Here is a 20,677-nt window from a genome sequence, read left to right as displayed (position 1 = left end):
TGTATGTCGAAATCAGCTATAAAAGACACAATGGATGCCCTGGTTAAAGAGCTTAACCAGCACACCTATAATTACTATGTACTCGCCATGCCGACTATTGGCGATTATGAATTTGACCAAAAGTTAGAAGCCTTGCAAAAGTTGGAACGGGAAAACCCGGAATTTGCAGATCCTGATTCCCCTACTCAGAAAGTTGGCGGAGACATCACTAAAAATTTCGTCACAGTCCCACATAAATGGCCCATGCTTTCTTTGGGCAATACTTACAACGAACAAGATCTCCTTGACTTTGATGAAAGGATTAAAAAAGCAATAGGAGACGATTTCCAATACGTTTGCGAACTTAAATTTGATGGATTATCCATCAGTCTTACGTATGAACACAACAAACTCTCCAGGGCTGTGACCCGGGGAGACGGAACAAAAGGTGATGATGTTACTTCAAACGTTAAAACCATCCATACCATTCCCCATCAGTTAAAGACAACACAGGCGCCAGAACTTTTTGAGATCAGGGGTGAAATTTTCATGCACCGTGCGGCTTTTGAACGCCTCAATAAAGAACGGGAAGAATTAGGAGAAGTCACTTATGCCAATCCCAGAAATTTTGCAGCAGGAACGGTAAAAATGCAAGATTCTAAAGAAGTGGCCAGACGTCCGCTGGATTGCTTCTTGTATTCTTTAAATACCGACAAAATCTATTTTAAGACGCATTGGGAAAGTTTGCAGACGTTAAAATCCTGGGGATTCCATGTGAGTGAACACAGCAAACTGGTGAATTCCATTACCGGGGTATTTGATTTCATTAAATACTGGGAAGAAGAACGTTTCAACCTGGGCTATGATATTGATGGTATTGTGATTAAGGTAAACAGCTATGGCCAGCAGCAAGAACTTGGTTTTACAGCAAAATCACCTCGCTGGGCGATTTCCTATAAATTTAAAGCCGAAGAAGTAGAGACCATACTTGATCAGGTCACTTATCAGGTTGGAAGAACGGGGGCAGTTACGCCTGTAGCTAACCTAAAGCCCGTTTTACTGGCAGGTACAACGGTTAAAAGAGCGACATTACACAATGCCAACGAGATTGAGCGTTTAGACTTACATCAAGGAGACAGTGTATTTGTTGAAAAAGGGGGTGAAATCATCCCAAAGATCATTAATGTAAACCTTTCCAAAAGAAAACCAGATGCCTTAAAAATCATCTATCCTGCGGTTTGCCCCGAATGCGGGACCAACCTGATCAGAAAAGAAGGTGAAGTCGCTTTTTACTGCCCTAATGATGAAGGTTGCCCACCCCAGATTGTTGGAAAAATACAGCATTTTATTGGCAGAAAAGCAATGAACATTGATGGACTAGGCGATGAAACCATTGAAAATTTTTATCAGAGGGGCTTATTAAGACATATTAGCGATATCTATACTCTTCATGAGAAATCGGATGAACTGAAAGGTATTGAACGCTTTGGAGAAAAGTCTATAGAAAACATGCTCAAAGGCATAGAGCAATCTAAAGAAATGCCATTCGAAAAGGTACTTTTTGGTTTAGGGATACGGTATGTTGGAGAAACTGTTGCAAGAAAACTAGCATTTGGCACTAAAAACATCGACCGTCTTGCCACAGCTACCCTGGAAGAGCTGACAGCCATAGACGAAATTGGCCAACGGATTGCCGAAAGCATCATAGAATATTTCAGTAAAACCGAACATTTGCAGCAAATTGAGCTTCTAAAAGCTGCTGGATTACAGTTTCAGGCAAAAGAAATTGAAATTACCCTTCAAAGTGAGAAATTAACTGGAAAAACATTTGTAATTTCGGGCGTTTTCGAGAAATTCAGCCGTGAGGAACTTAAGGATTTAATTGAAAGTAATGGAGGTAAGATCCTGAGCAGTATTTCTGCAAAGCTGAACTATCTGGTTGCCGGAGATAACATGGGCCCTTCCAAATTGGAGAAAGCTCAGAAACTGAATGTTCCCCTGATCTCGGAGGACGATTTATTAGAGATGTTGAAATAATAATTTAAAAATGAAAAAATTTCATGGAACCGGTGTGGCATTGGTTACACCATTTAATGCAGATGGATCTGTAGATTTTGAAGGGTTGAAAAACCTGATCAACTACATGGTTCATGGAAAGGTAGACTATCTGGTATCTTTAGGTACTACAGGAGAAGCATCAACACTCAATAAGGACGAAAAGAAGAAGATCTGGGAATATACTGCAGAAATTAATAATGGTCGCCTGCCGCTTGTTGCTGGCATTGGCGGCAATGATACGGCAGAAGTAACAGAAAGCATCAGAACATTTGAAGCTAATGGTTATGATGCCATCTTATCTGCAAGCCCATATTATAATAAACCTACCCAGGAAGGTATTTACCAGCATTATAAAGCGATTAGTGAGGCCAGTACTTTACCCGTTTTGCTCTATAATGTACCAGGGAGAACAGGCAGTAATGTAAGCCCTGAAACGACTTGCAGACTTGCTACGGATTTTAAGAATGTTATCGGTACTAAAGAAGCTTCCGGCAGTTTTGATCAATTTAATCAAATCCTCCGTGATAAACCTGAAGGTTTTATGCTGATCTCCGGGGATGATCCTGTTGCTCTGCCTATGATGGCACTTGGAGCAGTTGGTGTTATTTCTGTAATTGGAAATGCGGTACCAAAGGCGCTTTCTGAGATGATCAGACTATGCCTTCAAGGCGAGTTTGTTCAGGCTACTCCTGCGCATTTAAGCTTAATAGAGTTTACCCGCCTTGTTTTCGCAGAAGGTAATCCAGCTGGCGTAAAAGCAGCTCTAAAATATCTTGATATTTGTGGAGATAAAGTAAGATTACCGCTGGTTGGGGTTTCTACCGGACTGGAAGAGCAAATTATTGCCCAGCTTAAAAAGCTGATGGCTTAAAAAGTAAATCTCATAAAAAAGGCCTTCAAAAATTTGAAGGCCTTTTTTATGAGATACAAATCTGCAATTCTTATGCTTCTTTGTTCTTAGCTGCCTGAATTTCTAAACGGATGGCCTGAGCAAGGTTTTTAACGTCTTGTAATCCTTTTCTCACGCGTGTACCTGCAGCGCTGTTCGCTTTGTTATAAAACTTGTCAGCATCTGCTTCAAGACCGTTAATAAGGTCTTTCAATTCATTGAATTTCTCGATCTTTGCCATTTTTAATTCTTCTTTTAGGTTTTTAAGGTTAGGTTTATACTCTATTACTAAAGTAGCATGTTTATTTTAATAAAAAAACTTTTGACACAAGAAATAAATCGCCAAAATGCGCTTTTTTTCCACAATCAAGGCGGTTATTCACATATAGCCTTGTACAATATAAAGACAATAATCTGAAAATCAACATAATACAAAACAAACAAGCACAAAAAAGGCCTTTAAATGCATTTAAAGGCCTTTCTCTTATGTTGTTATAAATGGCTACATTTCAAATTGATTTTCCTTATAATATCCGCTTTTCAATTTCTCAGCAACTTCACTAAAAGCATCAAGCGTCCGCTGTACATCCTCCAGTGTGTGAACAGCTGTAGGAATAAGTCTGAGCTCGATTAATCCCTTAGGAATAACCGGATAAACAACAATTGAACAAAAGATACCGTGGTTTTCTCTTAAGTCCATTGTTAAGGCTGTTGCCTCCAGTAATTCGCCTTTTAAAAATACGGGCGTAACCATTGTATTGGTAATCCCCAAATCGAAACCACGGTCACGTAAGCCCTTCTGTAATGTAGTAGCAATATTCCAGAGTTTCTCTCTGAGTTCAGATTTTCCTTTGAGCAATTCCAAACGTTTTAACAGACCAATGACCATGGGCATAGGCAAGGCCTTTGCAAAAGTCTGTGATCGCATGTTATAGCGCAGGAAATTAGTGATTTCTTCTGTAGAAGCGACAAAAGCTCCAATGCCGGCCATCGCCTTTGCAAAGGTTCCAAAATAAACATCTACCCCATCAATACAATCTTGTTCTTCATGAGTTCCTGCACCCGTTTTACCCATAGTACCAAAACCATGTGCATCATCAATCAGTAATCTGAAGTCAAATTCTTTTTTAAGATCGACTAGTTCTTTAAGCTTCCCCTGGGCGCCCGACATACCAAAAACACCTTCCGTGATCAGAAGAATCCCTCCACCGCTTTGTTCAACAAGTTTTGTAGCACGTTCCAGTTGCTTTCTTGCACTTTCGATATCGTTATGTTTATAAACAAAACGTTTTCCCATATGGAGTCTCAGGCCATCAATAATGCAGGCATGCGATTCCGCATCATAAACGATGACGTCATTACGGTCTACCAAGCTATCAATAATAGATACCATTCCCTGGTAACCAAAGTTCAATAAGAAAGCATCGGGTTTACCAACAAAGGCTGCCAGCTCCTGCTCCAGTTGTTCATGGTATTTAGAATTACCAGACATCATTCTGGCACCCATTGGATAGGCCATCCCAAAATCAGTTGCTCCTTTCTGATCCGCCTCTCTTACCTCAGGATGGTTGGCCAGGCCAAGGTAATTGTTCAGGCTCCATACCAAATGTTCTTTCCCCCTGAAGTTCATATGCGGCGCAATATCTCCCTCTAATTTTGGGAAAGAGAAATAGCCATGTGACCATTTTTGGTGCTGCCCAATTGGGCCCATATGCTTCGCTATCTTTTCAAAAATATCCAATTCTATATGTTGTTAAGTTAACTTATTTTTTGCTGCAAATTTACTCAAATCATTTTTACGAGAAAAGCCTTAACAGTGGTTTTGCTAAGGCTTTCTTTTATTTCAGTTGTGTATTAATCAACATTATCGTGCAGAAACGAATTGTTTGGTCTGATCTCTGTAGTTCCATCTTCATCATTACTTAGCGTAAACCTGGAAACCTGAGACTCTGAAGAGTGCTGAACCTGTTGTAACTGCATCTGTTTACGTTTATAAGCTGGTTCATTTTCGAGCTCCTGTAAACCATTGGTTGTACGCAGTTTCATACTTAAATCCTTTAACCTTAAAATCCTTTCTTTGGATTTCTTTAATTGGTCTTCTATAGATTCATCGTTTTTATCATCGTCCAAACCTATTTCCTGTACAGGTTCAGGTTGTTGCTGCGAAACCGGTGTCCCAAAATTTGCTGCGGGAGTTTCAAAAACAAAATCTGTTTCGGCAAGTTTTATTTCAAACTCAAAACCTGATTCCTGCTGTGTTTCTGCCGAAGGTTTTTCTTCTTCTACAAGTGTATGTCTGATTACTGCATTTTCGGGCTCTTCAGTCTTTCTGGTCCTGTTTCCATTAAACAAATCTCCAAAAAGGTCAGATTGTTTAATTTCCTCTTTAGCCTTTAAAACGGGCTCGCTGGAAACCGGCTGGACCCTAGGCTCAATAAAAGAATTTACAGGCTCTACCGGTTTGATCAACGGCGCCTCTTCTGGTGTCAGAAGAGAGATCTTCTTCACATTTTTCTTATCGTGCGCACGTTGCTCTGTGGTTTGGAAACCAGTTGCAATAATAGTTACAGATAATTTATCTTCCAGACTCTCATCAATACAGTTACCCCAAATCAGATCAGCAGAAAGACCTGCTTTGTCCTGAATATAGTCTGTAATGATGGTCACTTCGTCCATGGTTACTTCACGAACACCGGAACTGATATTTAACAAAATATACCTTGCACCCTCAATTTCATTATCTTTCAATAATGGAGAAGCTAAAGCACCTTCCACAGCAGTCAGGGCCCTGTTTTCGCCATCGCAGGCAAAACTACCCATGATACAAACCCCACTGTCCTTCATTACTGTACGCACATCTTTAAAATCCACGTTGATATATCCCGGAACAGTGATGATCTCCGCAATACCTTTGGCTGCAGTCGTTAAAATATCATCTGCCTGAGCGAATGCGGATCCCAAGGTCAGGTTACCAAAAATTTCACGCAGCCTGTCGTTAGAGATGACCAGGTAGGAATCCACGTATTTTTTCAGCTCATCCAATCCATCTTCCGCTTGCATTTTACGACGCTTTCCTTCAAAAGAGAAAGGCGTTGTAATAATCGCAACGGTAAGTATATCCAATTCTTTAGCAGCCTGTGCAATAATAGGACTTGCACCAGTACCGGTACCGCCACCCATTCCTGCTGTAATGAACAACATTTTTGTTGTGCTGCCCAACATCTGCTTGATGTCGTCTATATTCTCAATAGCAGAGTTTTTACCTACTTCAGGGATAGAGCCTGCGCCCATTCCCTCTGTCAAACTTGCGCCCAACTGCACCTTGTTTGGGATAGGACTAAATTCCAATGCCTGAGCATCGGTATTACAAATAATAAAGTCCACTCCAGTAATTCCCTGACGGTACATATGGTTTACCGCATTACCACCACCGCCACCAACACCAATAACCTTGATGATTGATGACTTATCTTTTAACATTTCGAACTGCATATCTTTATGAATCAGTTATTTAAAAATTAGCTGTACCTGTTCATCTCTCCTTGTAATATTAACACTTTTTTAACAGGCGTTTTCCACAATTGTTAGAAATGTGGAAAAATCATGTTTTGTGGAAAAATATTACGGTTTAATATAATCTTCATCGCTCACGTTCATGTCATCCTTGATAAAGTCTTTAGTTTTAGCCAATAACTTATCAAAAAGTCCACCCCCGCTCCGCTTACTTTTCTCTTTTACTTCCTGTTGTTTTTCCACATAGACACCTGGTTGTTTCATTTCCTCAATCAGCTCTTCGGCCTTCTGAATCCCTTTGATCAATAAACCAACACTAGTTGCGTACATTGGACTCTTCAGATCATCATAGATCGTCTTCGGCATGTCTTCATATTTGGACAAATGCTCATTTGGATAACCTACACGGCAATCCAATCCAGTTACATATTCCACAAGCTGAGCTAAATGCTTCAATAAAGCACCGCCTCCGGTAATCACCACCCCACCAATCAGTTTCTTCTCGTAGCCTGATGACTTGATCTCATAATAAACGTGCTCTATGATTTCTTCCATACGGGCCTGGATCACATAAGCTAGATTTTTTACTGAAATCTCCTTCGGCTCCCGGCCTCTTAACCCAGGTACACAGATGATCTCGTTCTCTTTATTTTCTTCTGCAAGCGAAGAACCAAACCGGGTTTTTAACAGTTCCGCCTGATTCCTCATTACAGAACAACCTTCTCGTATATCTTCAGTTACGCTGTTTCCACCAAATGGAATCACGGCCGTATGACGGATAATCCCCTCATGGAAGATCGCAATATCTGTTGTACCACCACCAATATCAACCAAAGCTATACCAGCTTCTTTTTCCTCCTCGCTCAACACCGATTCGGAAGAAGCCAGAGGCTCTAAGATTAACTCCTGTGTCTGCAGCCCAGCATTGGACACACATCGCATAATATTTTTAACCGCAGTCACCTGTCCTGATATAATGTGAAAGTTCGCCTCCAAACGCACTCCCGCCATACCGATCGGATCTTTGACCCCAGGTTCGTTGTCAATGGTAAACTCTTGCGGCAAGACATGGATGATCTCTTCTCCCGGGGGCATAACCAGTTTGAACATATCATCGATCAGCTTGTCGATATCTTTTTTTCCTATTTCATTATTTAACTCTCTTCTTGTAAGGATCCCACGGTGCTGAAGGCTTTTGATGTGCTGGCCCGCAATACCAACATTTACCACACGTATCTCTACGTTGGATTGCCCGCTAGCCACCTCAACAGCTTGAGAAATGCCCTGGACTGTCTTTTGAATATTGGAGACCACACCGCGTGTTACTCCCGCAGATTCTGCTTTCCCTATACCCAGTACTTCAATTTTACCGTGTTGCGTCCTGCGACCGACGATCACACAGATCTTAGTAGTACCAATGTCAAGGCCTACTACTATTGGAGACTGCATGGTAGATTTTTCTTTGCCCATAACTATATTATTGATTGTTGAGTTTATTACTATTTGTTTTTCTTGGTATCTGTTTTCACTTTTGTTTTTGCTGCCGGAGGTGGTTTTGCACCCTCCTCCTGGAGAATAGCATCCAACACCATAGAGTCTATAACTTTCTTGGTTGCGGGGGCACTATCTCTCCGTATTTCGGGTGCTTTATATACTTTAGGTGCGAGTGAATCCAGCTTGTTTCTTTCGCACACAATTTGGTTAGTATATTTAATATTAATTGTTTTATAAGTATCCCAGCCAACCTTAGGCATTGCTTTCTTATAAAAGGTTAGCAAATTTCGCATCTTAACATCCAGAGAATCTGCATTCCCTAAAATGATACGCTGATTACCGACTCTCGGCACCAGTTCAATATCTTTCCTGTCATCTACAAAAATCTGCTCAATCTGTGCATCCCAAAGTGTATCACTTTTGATGAACAATGCGGTCTTGTACAAATCCTGGGCCAACTGTGTTTTCAAGGTATCCAACCTGCCGCCAAAGGGCTCATTGATATCCCCGTTAGCTGCAAGTACATTAGCAGTAAAGTTTGCTGAAACCGGCATTTTAAGCCCGTTTCTATCAATATAAAAATCCTGGCTACCTGCATTGATCACTCTTAGAATTGGTTGCCTCTGCTTGATCTCAATGTGAATCACCCCATCCATGTCTGCATAAATTTTAGCAAAAGCGATATAAGGATTGGATTTAATTTTTTGCTCTATGTCGTTCAGATTAATGCCTTCCAGTTTCCTACCAATTAATGTTCCCTGACTCTGCTTCAAAATCGCATCAATTTCTTCACGCTCTATAAAATTATCTGCACCCGGTATTAAGATTTTCACATTGGTACATTTCACGGCGTGCTTTTTTACACCCACAAAACTCATCAGCACAACCACCCCGGCCAGGCAAACTACCCAGGCCAGCCCCTTCAAAACTGATGTCCAATTGATCCTTTTAAGCATGGCTCAATATTGTTTTTAGAGGTTTTATTATCGTATCTATATCTCCGGCACCGACAGTTAAAAGCAACTCGGGCTGTTTATTTTTAATCACATCCAGTACCTCAGCTTTTCCGTAAAGCGCTTTTGATGCCAGGTCAATTTTATCCAGTAACATTTGTGAGTCTACACCTTCCAAAGGAAGTTCCCTCGCTGGATATATATCCAATAGAATCAAATCATCTGCAGTACCAAGAACCTGTGCAAAATCATCTGCAAAATCTCTGGTACGGGTAAACAAATGAGGTTGAAAAATAACGGTTAGTTTTTTATCCGGGTACAATTGCCTAACCGCATCAAAACAAGCCTTTAATTCTTCCGGATGATGGGCATAATCATCAATATAAATATGCTCTGGAGAATTCACAATATACTCAAACCGCCTTTTAACGCCTTTAAAAGTAGCCACCGCCTCTTTTATTTTTTCAGGGGAAATCCCTAGTTTTAAGGCAACAGAAATGGCTGCAACCGCATTTTCCACATTGTGTTTACCAGGCAACATCAAGTTCAGGTCATTGATATTCTGCGCTTCAGAATGATAATCAAACACAAAATGTGCCTGTTCTACCCGGATATTTAACCCGCTTACATCGGCATATTTATCCAGACTATAAGTAATTCCATCCGTAATAGGCAGACCTGCTTTTACAAATAAAGTACCCTCTGATTTAAGCTGACCAGCAAACAAATGGAAGGATTCCTGTAAATTTGAGGAATCACCATAAATATCGAGATGATCAGCGTCCATAGAAGTAATCACTGCCAGATCCGGATGAAGGGTTAAAAATGACCTGTCATACTCATCTGCTTCAACTACAACTACATGGTTATCACCTAAAAGAAAGTTACTGTTATAATTTGTCGTTATCCCTCCCAGGAAAGCCGTACATCCAAAACCGCTGTGAGTCAGAATGTGTGCAACAATAGAGGAAGTTGTCGTTTTACCATGTGTACCTGCAACTGCAATACAAAATTGTCCTTTGCTGATTATTCCCAATACCTCGGAGCGTTTTTTCAATGCAAACCCTCGTTGCCTGAAAAAGTGAATCAACACAGAATTCTTAGGGATAGCAGGTGTATATACAATTAAAGTATCTTCATGTTTTTCATGAAAACTTACCGGTAAAGCAGAATCATCATCCATGTAAGAAACCAAGATTCCTTCCCGCTCCAGGTCGATAGTGAGATTGGTCCTGGTTTTATCATAGCCGCAAACCAGGCAGCCACGTTTAGCAAAATAACGGGCAAGCGCACTCATTCCAATTCCTCCGATCCCTACAAAATATACCCTTTTAATTGCTTCCAGTTCCATTTAATTCATTCTCCTTCCTGCTAACTTTAAAACTTCTTCAGCGATTTGCTCATCTGCTTCCGCCAGAGCCATTTTGCCAATGTTCAGCGACAATTCAATACACTTCTCTGTATTATTTAATAAAGACAGCGCCTCATCAACCAGTGTGTCTTCTGCTGAGCGGTCCGTAATAATAATTGCGGCATTATTTTTCGCAAGCGCGAGCGCATTTTTAGTCTGATGATCTTCTGCCACATTCGGTGAAGGCACCAGGATTACTGGTTTTTTAACCAGACAAAGTTCTGCGATAGTTCCTGCCCCAGCCCTGGAAATGATCACATCCGCCGCCGCATAAGCCAGGTCCATTCTATTTAAAAATTCAAGGATCCTAACCTGAGGATAGGTATTCTCCCCCAAACGCTCAACAATTCCTTTATAATAATATTTTCCAGTTTGCCAGATCAGTTGAACATCCTGATCCAGAATCTCTTGTAAATGTTTTTCTATACTTTTATTCAATGTTCCAGCACCAAGACTTCCACCGGTAACCAGAATAGTCTTCTTTAAAGGATCCAGTTTCAGCAATTCTGCACCCGCAAAATGTTTATTAAAAACATCTACTGCTTCTTTCCGTACCGGATTTCCTGTTTTAAGGATCTTCGACGCAGGGAAAAACTGCTCCATATGATCAAATGCCACACATATTTTGGCTGCCTTTTTCCCAAGCCATTTATTGGTGATTCCCGCATAAGAATTTTGTTCCTGGATCAAATAAGGAATACCCTTTAAGGATGCTGCATATAATAATGGTCCAGAAGCATAACCACCAACGCCGACTACAACATCCGGCTTAAATTCAGAGATCAGTTTTAAAGCTTTATTCAGACTTCCAATGATCTTAAAAGGCAAAGAAAGATTTTTCAGTATCGAGCCTCGCTGCATTCCGCTAATATTCAAGCCCACGATCTTATATCCTGCAGCCGGAACTTTCTCCATCTCCATACGGCCTGCTGCACCAACAAATAAAATTTCGCAGCCCTCCTCCATACGCTTAAGCGCATTGGCAATCGCAATCGCCGGGAAGATGTGTCCCCCGGTTCCGCCACCTGAAATAATTATTTTTGTTGGTTTCATCTCTCTAAATATTACATTGCAGGAATCTCACCTACAATAACTTTGTTATTAATTTCTTCTTCAATATCCTTGCCCTTTTTACCATTTTCCTCAATATCCCTGCTTACACTTAAAATAATACCAAATGCAATACTGGTGAAGATCATAGATGTTCCTCCCATACTCACTAAAGGCAACGGTACACCCGTAACAGGACCTAAACCCACTGCAACAGCCATATTAGCAAATGCCTGAATGGTTAAACTAAAACTCAGTCCGGCTGCCAGTAAAGCACCAAACGCTTTAGGGCTTTGCGTGACGATCCGTATACATCGGTAAAGCAGAATCAGGTAAAGCACAATAATGATCATTGCACCAAAAAGTCCATATTCTTCAACAATTATGGCAAAAATAAAATCCGAATAAGGGTGTGGCAAAAAGTTACGCTGTGTACTATTTCCTGGTCCTTTTCCGAATACACCACCAGCAGCCAGCGCAATTTTTGCCTGATCAGCCTGATAAGTTTTGTCAGAATGCTGCATCTCAGGATGTAAAAAAGTATTGATCCTGGACTTATACGTTTCTCTTCTTGGGCCTAACATCGCAACAAGAAGTAACAGGACAAAACCTCCTGCACAAACAATGGAAATTTGTTTAATACTTATTCTTCCAATGATCAGCAACAATATACTTACGCCAAACAACATAAGTGCAGTGGACATATTTGCAAGTGCAATCAAAACAAACACCGCGCAAACAGAGGCCATGATAGGAATAAATGCTTTCTTTACGTCTTTTATATTCTCCTGTTTCTTTGTTAATGTTCTGGCAAGGAATGTAATCAATGCCAATTTCGCTAAATCGGAAGTCTGAAAAGTTAAACCAATAATTGGTATCTTCACCCAACGGGAAGCATCATTCAGGTTCGTTCCAAAAATAAGTGTATAGATCAGTAAGGGAATAGTTATGACCATCAACACTTTAGATATTCCTGCATAGTATTTATAGTCCAGTAAATGCGCAATATAGATCATACCAATCCCCATCACCACAAAGATCAAGTGCTTGGTGAGCAGGAGCTTCTCTACAGTCTTCCCTTGTTTATAGGCCAGCGTACCGGTTGCACTATAAACAGCAAGTATAGAGATCAGAGACAACAGAATGATGATCAGCCAGATCCATCTGTCTCCTTTGGTTTTTTCTAAAAGCGTCTGAACAGCTCTCATATCTTTATAGTTCTTTCACGGCCATCTTAAATTGATTTCCACGGTCTTCATAATTTTTAAACAAATCAAAACTTGCACACGCAGGAGACAACAATACTGTATCCCCTTTTTTAGCCAGATGATAAGCAACTTGTACAGCCTCATGTGCAGAGAATGTATTTACAATCACCTCAACATCACCTTCAAAAGCCTCATGTATCCGCTTATTATCTTTACCCAGACATATAATTGCCTTAACCTTACCCTGTACCAGTTCACGAAGCATCTCATAGTCGTTTCCTTTGTCTACTCCTCCCATAATAAGGATCACCTGTGGATTTACACTTTCGAGCGCATACCAGGTTGAGTTTACATTCGTTGCTTTTGAATCATTGATATAATCAACACCAGAGATCTTGGCCACATGTTCCAGTCGGTGTTCGATATTCTTGATATCGCCCATACTTTCTCGAATGGTTGCATTCCGGATATCCAGCACTTTGGCTACGATTCCCGAAGCCATAGAGTTGTAGATGTTGTGCTTGCCTTGCAAGGCTAAATCTGAAATAGACATGGTTAGTTGATCCTCTTGGTTTATATTGATGTGTAAGTTGTTCCCTTCTAAATAGGCCCCCTCTTCAATCTTTTTACGGATCGAAAAAGGATATTGTTTGGACTCCACCCTTGTGTTTTTTAAAACTTTCAGGGTTTCCTCATCATCTGCACAGTAAATAAAGTAATCCACGGAAGTCTGATTCCGCACAATCCTCATTTTGGATGCAGCATAGTTAGCCAGTTTATATTCATACCGATCCAGATGATCAGGTGTAATATTTAATAAGACAGCTATATCTGCCTTAAACTGGTACATGTCATCGAGCATAAAACTGGAAATCTCCAGTACATACCAGTCAAAATTTTCAGTCGCCACCTGCGCTGCGAAACTATTACCAATATTACCAGCCAATCCAACATTCAATCCAGCCCTTTTTAGAATATGATAGGTAAGCATAGTCGTCGTCGTCTTCCCATTAGAACCCGTTATGCAAACAGTTTTGGCCTGAGTGTAACGTTTTGCAAACTCTATTTCAGAAATTACCGGAACTCCCTTAGCCCTTAGTTGCTTCACCAGAGGTACCGTTCCTGGAATACCGGGACTCTTGATCACCTCTGTTGCGTTTAGTATCAATTCCTCTGTATGTTGCTTTTCTTCAAATGAAACACCCAGATCCTCCAGCATCGTTTTATAGCGTTCGGCAATAGGTCCAAGATCGGATACAAAAACATCAAAACCCTGCTTCCTGGCAAGGGTTGCTGCACCTACTCCACTTTCTCCTGCTCCTAAAATTACGATCCTGTGCTTTTCCATTATCTTACTTTTAAGGTTACAATAGTGATAATAGCCAGTAAAATACTGATGATCCAGAAACGGGTCACGATCTTAGCTTCGTGATAACCTTTTTTCTGGTAATGGTGATGTAAAGGAGACATTAAAAAGACCCTCCGGCCTTCTCCAAAACGCCTTTTTGTATATTTGAAATAACTTACCTGTATCATAACAGAGAGTATTTCAATCAGAAATACACCACAAAGTACAGGGATCAGCCACTCTTTTCTGATCATAATAGCAAAAGCTGCAATAATACCACCGATAGCCAAGCTTCCTGTATCTCCCATAAATACCTGGGCTGGATAAGAGTTGTACCACAGGAAGCCAACACAGGCTCCTACAAAAGCACCGGCAAAAATCATCAATTCACCTGAATTCGGTATATACATGATATTCAGGTAATCTGCAATCACCGTATTACCAGACACATAAGCCAATAAGCCAAGCGTTATGCCTATAATAGCTGAGGTCCCCGTAGCCAGGCCATCAATTCCATCTGTAATATTAGCACCATTGGATACGCCCGTAATAATCACCACAGTAAACAACAGAAATACAGCCAATGCGTATTTCTCATAACCCTTTCCTGTGAATTTCAATACTTTAGCATAGTCAAACTCATTCTTTTTATAGAAAGGAACATTTGTTTTCGTAGATTTTACATCCTGGGTATAATAGTAACTCCCGCCTTTTTCTCTTAATATGATTGGAGCGGTGGAAGTCGGTTTTTCTGTCTCCGAAACAGTTTGACGGACTACAATGTTAGGGTTAAAATACATAGTATAGCCAATAATTAAGCCCAATCCAACCTGGCCAACAATCTTAAATTTACCAGCCAGCCCCTCTTTGTTCTTCCTGAAGACTTTAATATAATCGTCAAGAAAACCTACAGCACCCATCCACACCGTGGTCACAATCATCAGGATAACATATACATTGGTCAAATTAGCCAATAATAATGTTGGAACTAAAATACCTAATAAAATAATAAGCCCTCCCATCGTTGGCGTTCCCTGCTTCTGCATCTGCCCTTCCAATCCAAGATTTCTGACCGTTTCTCCTACCTGCTTTTTCTGCAGGTAATTGATCAACCTTCTACCATAAACTGTCGTTATGATTAAGGAAATAATAATGGCAAGAGAAGTCCTGAAGGTAATGTATTGAAACAACCTTAATCCAGGGATATCATAATGCTGGCGAAGATATTCTGACAAATGATATAACATTAGCTAATGAGGTTTAGTTGTTCCAATAATATTTCCTTATCATCAAAATGATGCCTTACACCATTTATTTCCTGGTATTTTTCGTGACCTTTTCCAGCAAGAAGAATAATATCTCCAGGCTTAGCCAAATGACAGGCCGTTTTTATGGCTTCCTTTCTGTCAACTATAGTCAGGGTTTTACGTCTGTTTGTTGGCGAAACACCAGCCTCCATGTCCTGCACAATAGAAAGCGGGTCCTCAGTTCTGGGATTATCTGAAGTTAGAATTACTTTATCGCTCCAGTCACAAGCGACCTGCGCCATAATCGGACGTTTTGTTTTATCCCTGTCGCCACCACAACCAATCACCGTGATGACCTGCTCTGTTCCTTTTCTAATATCATGAATAGTACTCAATACATTCTGCACAGCATCTGGCGTATGTGCATAATCTACAATGCCAATGATGTTGAGTTTATTACTTACATAGTCAAAACGCCCCTCAGCACCAGTAAGATTACTTAATAGAGTCAGAACATTAAATTTATCCTCACCCAGTAAAACTGCTGTTCCATATACCGCCAAGAGGTTATAAGCATTAAAAGAGCCTACAAGTTTAAAGAAAACATCAACATGATCAATATCCAGGTTTAACCCGCTAAATTTATTTTCAATAATTCTTGCTTTAAAATCAGCCAATTGCTTTAATGCATAAGTTTTCTTTAAAGCTTTGGTATTTTGCAGCATGACCATTCCGTTCTTGTCATCTGCATTTGTCAAGGCAAATGCAGATTTAGGCAGAGCATCAAAAAATGCCTTTTTGGCCTTCAGATAATTCTCAAATGTTTTATGAAAATCCAGGTGATCGTGTGTAATATTAGAGAACACTCCTCCTGTAAAATCCAAGCCTTCAATTCTATGCTGTGCAACGGCATGGGAACTTACCTCCATAAAGCAAAAATCACATCCGCTACGCACCATGTTTTGCAACAACTCGTTCAATGCAATTGGATTCGGTGTGGTATGTGTCGCCAAAATAATCTCCTCATTAATCTGGTTCTGAACAGTTGAAATTAGGCCTACATTATAACCCAAAGCACGGAACAATTTAAACAGCAATGTAGCAATGGTCGTTTTACCATTTGTTCCTGTAATTCCAATCAGCTTTAATCCAGCTGAAGGATGCTCATAAAAATTGGATGCCGCTTTGCCTAAAGCAATATGCGAATCCTCTACCTGTATATAGGTTATTCCTTCTTTTAATTCCGATGGCATCTGCTCACAAACGATCACCTCCGCACCTGCCTCAACAGTTTGGGCAATATAGGAATGTCCGTCAGACAAGGTTCCTTTAATAGCGAAGAATACTGATCCTTTCGCCACCTGACGGGAATCAAATGTTAGTGCGCTAACCTCCCTGTTGGTTAATCCAACCAGTTCTGTTATAGCTACTCCATATAATATTTCCTGCAACTGCATTTTATTTCAATTCTATTTGTACTGATAATCCTTTTCCAATTTTACTTCCTGCGGGAATCGATTGACTCACCACTTTTCCACTACCTTTAACCTGTGCTTTTAACCCGGCATTACCAATTAAGTATAATGCATCTTTTAAGCCCATACCATTCACATTCGGCATTGCTCCTTTAACTGCACTGTATTCCTCATACACGATTCCATTACTGGTATCCACACTATTGAAATAGTCTGATTTAGCAGCATACAAGGCTTTAATACCAAAAGCATTATATACTCTTTTAACATCTTTGGTCTGTCCTGACTTTGCTTCCGGACTTTTTGTATTTCCAACCAACCGGTCTGAAACTTCATTATACATCTGCATGTCACTGGCATAAATCCGGTCTGCAATCTCTCTGAAAGGAGGACCCGCAACCAATGCCGCATAATAAGTACCTTTAGGATCATTAATGACTACGATTAAAGAATACTTAGGATGATCTGCAGGGAAATAACCACAAAAAGAAGATTGATATTGCTTTTTAGCTTTATAACCTTTATTGCCGTCTGCTACCTGTGCAGTTCCTGTTTTACCAGCAATTCTAAAGAAAGGAGAGGCCAAGCTTTTTCCTGTTCCTTCTGTAAACACTCCCTCCAGCAGGGCATGCATTTTTTTCATGGTCTCATCAGAGCAGATCTTAGGATTAACTACACGGGCCTTGAACTGCTCAATAGGATTTCCTAATCTCCTGATTTCTTTCACAAAGATTGGCGCGATGTATTTTCCATTGTTAGCAATAGCATTGTAGAAAGAAAGCATCTTTAAAGGTGTTAACTGCATTTCATAACCATAAGCCATTTGAGGCAGCGTCATATTCTTATTCCAGCTTTTATTTTTCGGATTTTTAACTACCGGCTGTGCTTCTCCAGGAATCTGGAGCCGTAATTTCTCATTTAAGTGCCAATCATACAAATGATCAGTAAACTGTGCCTGATTGTCTTTATAGTGCTGATCCACCATTTGGGCAATAGCCGCGTTAGATGATTCTTCAAATGCTTTTTTCACCGTAACCACGCCAATACTACCATGAGAGTCCTTAATCATATGTCCTGGGATTTTATAATTCCCAGTAGCCACAAGCGTATTGGTATCTACTTTTTTATCTTCCAGCAAGGCCATGTATGAGGCCACTTTAAATGTCGAGCCCGGATCCTGGTTTCCTGCGATAGCATAATTAAAGGTTTCTTTATACTCTCCTTTAGCCACTTTGGTAAAATTAGCCACTGCCCTCACTTCTCCTGTTGCAACCTCCATCAAGATTACACATCCATGATCTGCATCACTCGCAATTAATTGCTTCTCTAAAGCACTTTGTGCAAGATCCTGCATATTAATATCTATAGTGGAAATAATATCGGCACCTTCTTTTGGTGCGATCTCTGCCTCATCGTTCACAGGCATCCAAACCCCTCCGGCAATACGTTGCACTAATCTTTTTCCGCTTTCTCCATTGATATAATTCCCGAAAGTCCCTTCCAGACCGACACCATTAGCCACATTCTCATTCTTATAGCCAATTGTCCTTGCAGCAAGCGATTTAAACGGCAGAATCCTTTTGTTCTGCTGAATAGCGATTAGTCCGCCACTATATTTACCTATATTAAATAAAGGAAATGTCCTTATTGTCTTCAGGTCCTGATAATTCACCTTACGTTTTATCAACAGATAGCGAACACTATCCCGCCTTGCAGACCGCAGGTATCTTGAATATTCCTTAGGTGTTTTGTCTTGAAAAAACTGTGACAGACGCAGGGCCAGCGAATCCACCTTTCCATTAAAAACATCTCGGTCTTCTATACCACCCGCATACAAGTCCATTCTAAGTTCGTACTCAGGAACAGAGGTAGCCAGCAAACTTCCGTCATTAGAATAAATATTACCGCGTGCCGCCTCCACATTGACATACTTTGTAGAGAGACTGTCGGCCATGGCACGCCATTTATGTCCCTCCACAAACTGTACATCGCATAGCCTGATCAGTACTGCCACGGCAAACAGTACAATCAGGCCAAAAGCCAGATAAACACGCAATAATATGTTCGCTCTAATGTTCATCGTTACCTATTACAATTTTTTTCGGCGGCGCCGTTAATTCTTTTATACCAAGAGTATCTACCTTTTTAGCCACTTCCGTCAGTTTGCTTTTAAACATCAGATCTGCTTTTAAAGACTTATACTCCCAGCTTAGTTCTTTTACTTCTTTATTTAATTTATCTATACTTCTTATGTTCTTTACAGCCATATGACTGTTTGCTATATACAGCATACACAAAAAGGATATAAACAACAAAAACGGCAACATCTCCGTTGCAGCTTCCTTGGTCACTACGCCTTCAGTAAAAAGCTTTGTAAAAAACGTCCTTCCACTTTCCGTATTTTTTACCTTTTCCTTTTTTACCTTCAACACCGGCTCTTCTTCCGGCTCTGGCTCTTCTTCCTCTATATCTTCTCTGAAGCGGTTACTCATATTCTTTCTCCGATTCTAAGTTTTGCACTTCTGGATCTGGTATTCCTCACCAGCTCTTCTTCATCTGCCATAATCGCCTTTCGTGTAATCACATTAAAAGGCTTTTGCTGATTCCCATAAAAGTCTTTTTCCACCTCTCCTCTGAACTTCCCTTTTGCAATAAAATTCTTTACAGGGCGATCTTCCAGCGAATGGTAAGACATCACCACCAGGCGGCCGCCAGGCTTTATGACATCTGCCGTTTGCTCCAGAAAACGCTCCAGCACATCAATCTCTCCATTCACTTCAATGCGCAAGGCCTGAAAAACCTGCGCCATATATTTATGTTCTTTCCCTTTAGGAATGTGTGCCGCAATCGTTTTCTTAAATTCAGCTAGAGTTATAATTGGAGCCGATGCCCTTGCAGTGACAATAGTTCTGGCCAGGGATTTTGCATTTTTCACCTCTCCATAAATCCCGAATATTTTATGCAGATCTTCCTCAGCATAAGTATTTAAGACATCTGCCGCTGTCAACTTACCCTGCTTATCCATCCTCATATCCAATGAAGAATCAAAACGGGTAGAAAAACCTCTTTCTGGTTCATTGAATTGATGAGAAGAAACACCTAGATCTGCCAGAATTCCATCCACTTGTCTGTACCCTAATAACCTCAGGTTATTTTTTAAAAAGGCAAAGTTCTGATCAACAAACAAAAACCTTGGGTCATTAATTTTATTTCTTTGAGCATCTGGATCCTGATCAAATGCGATCAACACCCCATTTTCCCCTAATTTTTCAAGAATCGCTCTGGAATGCCCACCGCCACCAAAGGTAACATCAACATAAACCCCATCAGGTTTTATATTCAAACCTTCAAGGCAAGCCTCAAGCATTACTGGAACATGATAATTACTTTCCATCATCCCTCCTATTCTTATTTCCCATCACCTCTTCAGCCAAGCTTGCAAAGTTTTCCGGCTCCTGGTCAAACAAAGCATCGTAAGCCGTTTTAGACCAGACCTCTATTTTATCAAACTGGCAAGCCAACACCAATTCCGTATTAATAGAAATCCCTACTGATTCCAGTAATGACTTTGGAAGATTTACTCTTCCTGTCGCATCCAGGCTTAGTTCTGTCGCACCTCTGGTGAAATAACGGATAAACTCCCTGTTTTTCTGTTCATAAGGATTTAATTTACTCAAATCTTCCACGATTCCCTCCCACACTTTTTTCGGATAGATGACAAGATGTTTCTCGAAACCCCTGTTAACAACCAATCCTTCCTGCTCAACATTAGGCAATTGTTTCTTTAGATTCGAAGGGACCATCAGTCGGCCTTTCGCATCTAACTTACAATCAAATTCTCCTAACAATTGAACCATTATAATATGTACACTTTTTATGTAGTGTAAAAATAGGTACTTCTACCACTTTTTACCACATTCTACCACAAAAAGTTTTCAACATAGGTGTTTTTTACCATTTTCTTCTATTCTAGCACCTTACAGGCTGTACAGCAAGTGGTAAAAACAAAACAGGCATCTCGGAAAAACCGAGACGCCTATAATAAATATCTC

The 20,677-nt window shown here is 40.4% G+C and carries 17 protein-coding genes; 2 read left to right on the top strand and 15 right to left on the bottom strand.

Annotated features, from left to right (window positions below):
- Nucleotides 1-3 precede the first annotated feature (3 nt).
- The gene (gene ligA, locus DBR11_RS27860) at nucleotides 4-2,016 is read left to right on the top strand and encodes an NAD-dependent DNA ligase LigA (protein ID WP_108555805.1); all 2,013 of its coding nucleotides are present in this window, start codon (nucleotides 4-6) and stop codon (nucleotides 2,014-2,016) included.
- A 10-nt stretch (nucleotides 2,017-2,026) separates the two neighbouring features.
- Nucleotides 2,027-2,908, top strand: coding sequence for a 4-hydroxy-tetrahydrodipicolinate synthase (dapA, locus tag DBR11_RS27855; RefSeq protein WP_108555804.1), 882 nt, complete (start codon nucleotides 2,027-2,029; stop codon nucleotides 2,906-2,908).
- A 70-nt stretch (nucleotides 2,909-2,978) separates the two neighbouring features.
- Here the strand turns inward: dapA and DBR11_RS27850 are convergent, their stop codons facing one another.
- The 15 genes from DBR11_RS27850 to mraZ form a co-directional block, all read right to left on the bottom strand.
- Nucleotides 2,979-3,167: a histone H1 gene (locus DBR11_RS27850; protein ID WP_108555803.1), complete on the bottom strand. Its 189-nt coding sequence runs from the start codon at nucleotides 3,165-3,167 to the stop codon at nucleotides 2,979-2,981.
- A 261-nt stretch (nucleotides 3,168-3,428) separates the two neighbouring features.
- A complete protein-coding gene (locus tag DBR11_RS27845; protein WP_108555802.1) occupies nucleotides 3,429-4,667 on the bottom strand; it encodes an aminotransferase class I/II-fold pyridoxal phosphate-dependent enzyme in 1,239 nt (412 codons plus the stop codon).
- 113 nt (nucleotides 4,668-4,780) lie between these two features.
- Entirely contained in the window at nucleotides 4,781-6,418 is a 1,638-nt protein-coding gene (ftsZ, locus tag DBR11_RS27840) for a cell division protein FtsZ (protein ID WP_108555801.1), read from the bottom strand.
- Nucleotides 6,419-6,547: 129 nt separating this feature from the next.
- Complete coding sequence (gene ftsA, locus DBR11_RS27835; RefSeq protein WP_108555800.1) at nucleotides 6,548-7,909, bottom strand: cell division protein FtsA; 1,362 nt, start codon at nucleotides 7,907-7,909, stop codon at nucleotides 6,548-6,550.
- Nucleotides 7,910-7,938: 29 nt separating this feature from the next.
- Nucleotides 7,939-8,889: a cell division protein FtsQ/DivIB gene (locus tag DBR11_RS27830; RefSeq protein WP_108555799.1), complete on the bottom strand. Its 951-nt coding sequence runs from the start codon at nucleotides 8,887-8,889 to the stop codon at nucleotides 7,939-7,941.
- A complete protein-coding gene (gene murC, locus DBR11_RS27825) occupies nucleotides 8,882-10,237 on the bottom strand; it encodes a UDP-N-acetylmuramate--L-alanine ligase (RefSeq protein ID WP_108555798.1) in 1,356 nt (451 codons plus the stop codon). The genes DBR11_RS27830 and murC overlap by 8 nt, the downstream gene beginning before the upstream one ends.
- Nucleotides 10,238-11,350 (bottom strand): undecaprenyldiphospho-muramoylpentapeptide beta-N-acetylglucosaminyltransferase, encoded by a 1,113-nt coding sequence (murG, locus tag DBR11_RS27820; RefSeq protein ID WP_108555797.1) that lies wholly within the window; start codon nucleotides 11,348-11,350, stop codon nucleotides 10,238-10,240.
- An 11-nt stretch (nucleotides 11,351-11,361) separates the two neighbouring features.
- Nucleotides 11,362-12,555, bottom strand: a complete 1,194-nt coding sequence (locus DBR11_RS27815; protein WP_108555796.1) for an FtsW/RodA/SpoVE family cell cycle protein — start codon at nucleotides 12,553-12,555, stop codon at nucleotides 11,362-11,364.
- A 4-nt stretch (nucleotides 12,556-12,559) separates the two neighbouring features.
- The gene (gene murD, locus DBR11_RS27810) at nucleotides 12,560-13,903 is read right to left on the bottom strand and encodes a UDP-N-acetylmuramoyl-L-alanine--D-glutamate ligase (protein WP_108555795.1); all 1,344 of its coding nucleotides are present in this window, start codon (nucleotides 13,901-13,903) and stop codon (nucleotides 12,560-12,562) included.
- The gene (mraY, locus tag DBR11_RS27805; RefSeq protein WP_108555794.1) at nucleotides 13,903-15,150 is read right to left on the bottom strand and encodes a phospho-N-acetylmuramoyl-pentapeptide-transferase; all 1,248 of its coding nucleotides are present in this window, start codon (nucleotides 15,148-15,150) and stop codon (nucleotides 13,903-13,905) included. The genes murD and mraY overlap by 1 nt, the downstream gene beginning before the upstream one ends.
- Nucleotides 15,150-16,607 (bottom strand): UDP-N-acetylmuramoyl-L-alanyl-D-glutamate--2,6-diaminopimelate ligase, encoded by a 1,458-nt coding sequence (locus DBR11_RS27800; RefSeq protein WP_108555793.1) that lies wholly within the window; start codon nucleotides 16,605-16,607, stop codon nucleotides 15,150-15,152. Before DBR11_RS27800 ends, mraY begins: the two co-directional genes overlap by 1 nt.
- 1 nt (nucleotide 16,608) lies before the next feature.
- Nucleotides 16,609-18,705: a penicillin-binding protein gene (locus DBR11_RS27795; protein WP_108555792.1), complete on the bottom strand. Its 2,097-nt coding sequence runs from the start codon at nucleotides 18,703-18,705 to the stop codon at nucleotides 16,609-16,611.
- Nucleotides 18,695-19,117 carry an FtsL-like putative cell division protein gene (locus DBR11_RS27790; RefSeq protein WP_108555791.1) on the bottom strand — a complete coding sequence of 141 codons (423 nt, stop codon included), beginning with the start codon at nucleotides 19,115-19,117 and terminating at the stop codon, nucleotides 18,695-18,697. Before DBR11_RS27790 ends, DBR11_RS27795 begins: the two co-directional genes overlap by 11 nt.
- Nucleotides 19,114-20,019, bottom strand: a complete 906-nt coding sequence (gene rsmH, locus DBR11_RS27785) for a 16S rRNA (cytosine(1402)-N(4))-methyltransferase RsmH (RefSeq protein WP_108555821.1) — start codon at nucleotides 20,017-20,019, stop codon at nucleotides 19,114-19,116. The genes DBR11_RS27790 and rsmH overlap by 4 nt, the downstream gene beginning before the upstream one ends.
- Complete coding sequence (gene mraZ / locus DBR11_RS27780) at nucleotides 20,009-20,482, bottom strand: division/cell wall cluster transcriptional repressor MraZ (protein ID WP_108555790.1); 474 nt, start codon at nucleotides 20,480-20,482, stop codon at nucleotides 20,009-20,011. The genes rsmH and mraZ overlap by 11 nt, the downstream gene beginning before the upstream one ends.
- Nucleotides 20,483-20,677: the final 195 nt, after the last annotated feature.

This window comes from Pedobacter sp. HMWF019 (assembly GCF_003061025.1).
In the GTDB taxonomy this organism is placed as follows: domain Bacteria; phylum Bacteroidota; class Bacteroidia; order Sphingobacteriales; family Sphingobacteriaceae; genus Pedobacter.
The sequence above is the reverse complement of the archived record's forward strand: the minus strand, read 5'-3'. Positions and strand labels throughout refer to the sequence as shown.

What these genes read in the sequence shown, in the direction of transcription:
- DBR11_RS27800 (WP_108555793.1), bottom strand. Translation starts at nt 16,607, where the DNA reads ATGCAGTTGCAGGAAATATTATATGGAGTAGCTATAACAGAACTGGTT.
- mraZ (WP_108555790.1), bottom strand. Translation starts at nt 20,482, where the DNA reads ATGGTTCAATTGTTAGGAGAATTTGATTGTAAGTTAGATGCGAAAGGC.
- DBR11_RS27830 (WP_108555799.1), bottom strand. Translation starts at nt 8,889, where the DNA reads ATGCTTAAAAGGATCAATTGGACATCAGTTTTGAAGGGGCTGGCCTGG.
- ftsA (WP_108555800.1), bottom strand. Translation starts at nt 7,909, where the DNA reads ATGGGCAAAGAAAAATCTACCATGCAGTCTCCAATAGTAGTAGGCCTT.
- dapA (WP_108555804.1), top strand. Translation starts at nt 2,027, where the DNA reads ATGAAAAAATTTCATGGAACCGGTGTGGCATTGGTTACACCATTTAAT.
- DBR11_RS27850 (WP_108555803.1), bottom strand. Translation starts at nt 3,167, where the DNA reads ATGGCAAAGATCGAGAAATTCAATGAATTGAAAGACCTTATTAACGGT.
- DBR11_RS27815 (WP_108555796.1), bottom strand. Translation starts at nt 12,555, where the DNA reads ATGAGAGCTGTTCAGACGCTTTTAGAAAAAACCAAAGGAGACAGATGG.
- murG (WP_108555797.1), bottom strand. Translation starts at nt 11,350, where the DNA reads ATGAAACCAACAAAAATAATTATTTCAGGTGGCGGAACCGGGGGACAC.
- ligA (WP_108555805.1), top strand. Translation starts at nt 4, where the DNA reads ATGTCGAAATCAGCTATAAAAGACACAATGGATGCCCTGGTTAAAGAG.
- murC (WP_108555798.1), bottom strand. Translation starts at nt 10,237, where the DNA reads ATGGAACTGGAAGCAATTAAAAGGGTATATTTTGTAGGGATCGGAGGA.
- ftsZ (WP_108555801.1), bottom strand. Translation starts at nt 6,418, where the DNA reads ATGCAGTTCGAAATGTTAAAAGATAAGTCATCAATCATCAAGGTTATT.
- DBR11_RS27790 (WP_108555791.1), bottom strand. Translation starts at nt 19,117, where the DNA reads ATGAGTAACCGCTTCAGAGAAGATATAGAGGAAGAAGAGCCAGAGCCG.
- DBR11_RS27795 (WP_108555792.1), bottom strand. Translation starts at nt 18,705, where the DNA reads ATGAACATTAGAGCGAACATATTATTGCGTGTTTATCTGGCTTTTGGC.
- mraY (WP_108555794.1), bottom strand. Translation starts at nt 15,150, where the DNA reads ATGTTATATCATTTGTCAGAATATCTTCGCCAGCATTATGATATCCCT.
- rsmH (WP_108555821.1), bottom strand. Translation starts at nt 20,019, where the DNA reads ATGGAAAGTAATTATCATGTTCCAGTAATGCTTGAGGCTTGCCTTGAA.
- murD (WP_108555795.1), bottom strand. Translation starts at nt 13,903, where the DNA reads ATGGAAAAGCACAGGATCGTAATTTTAGGAGCAGGAGAAAGTGGAGTA.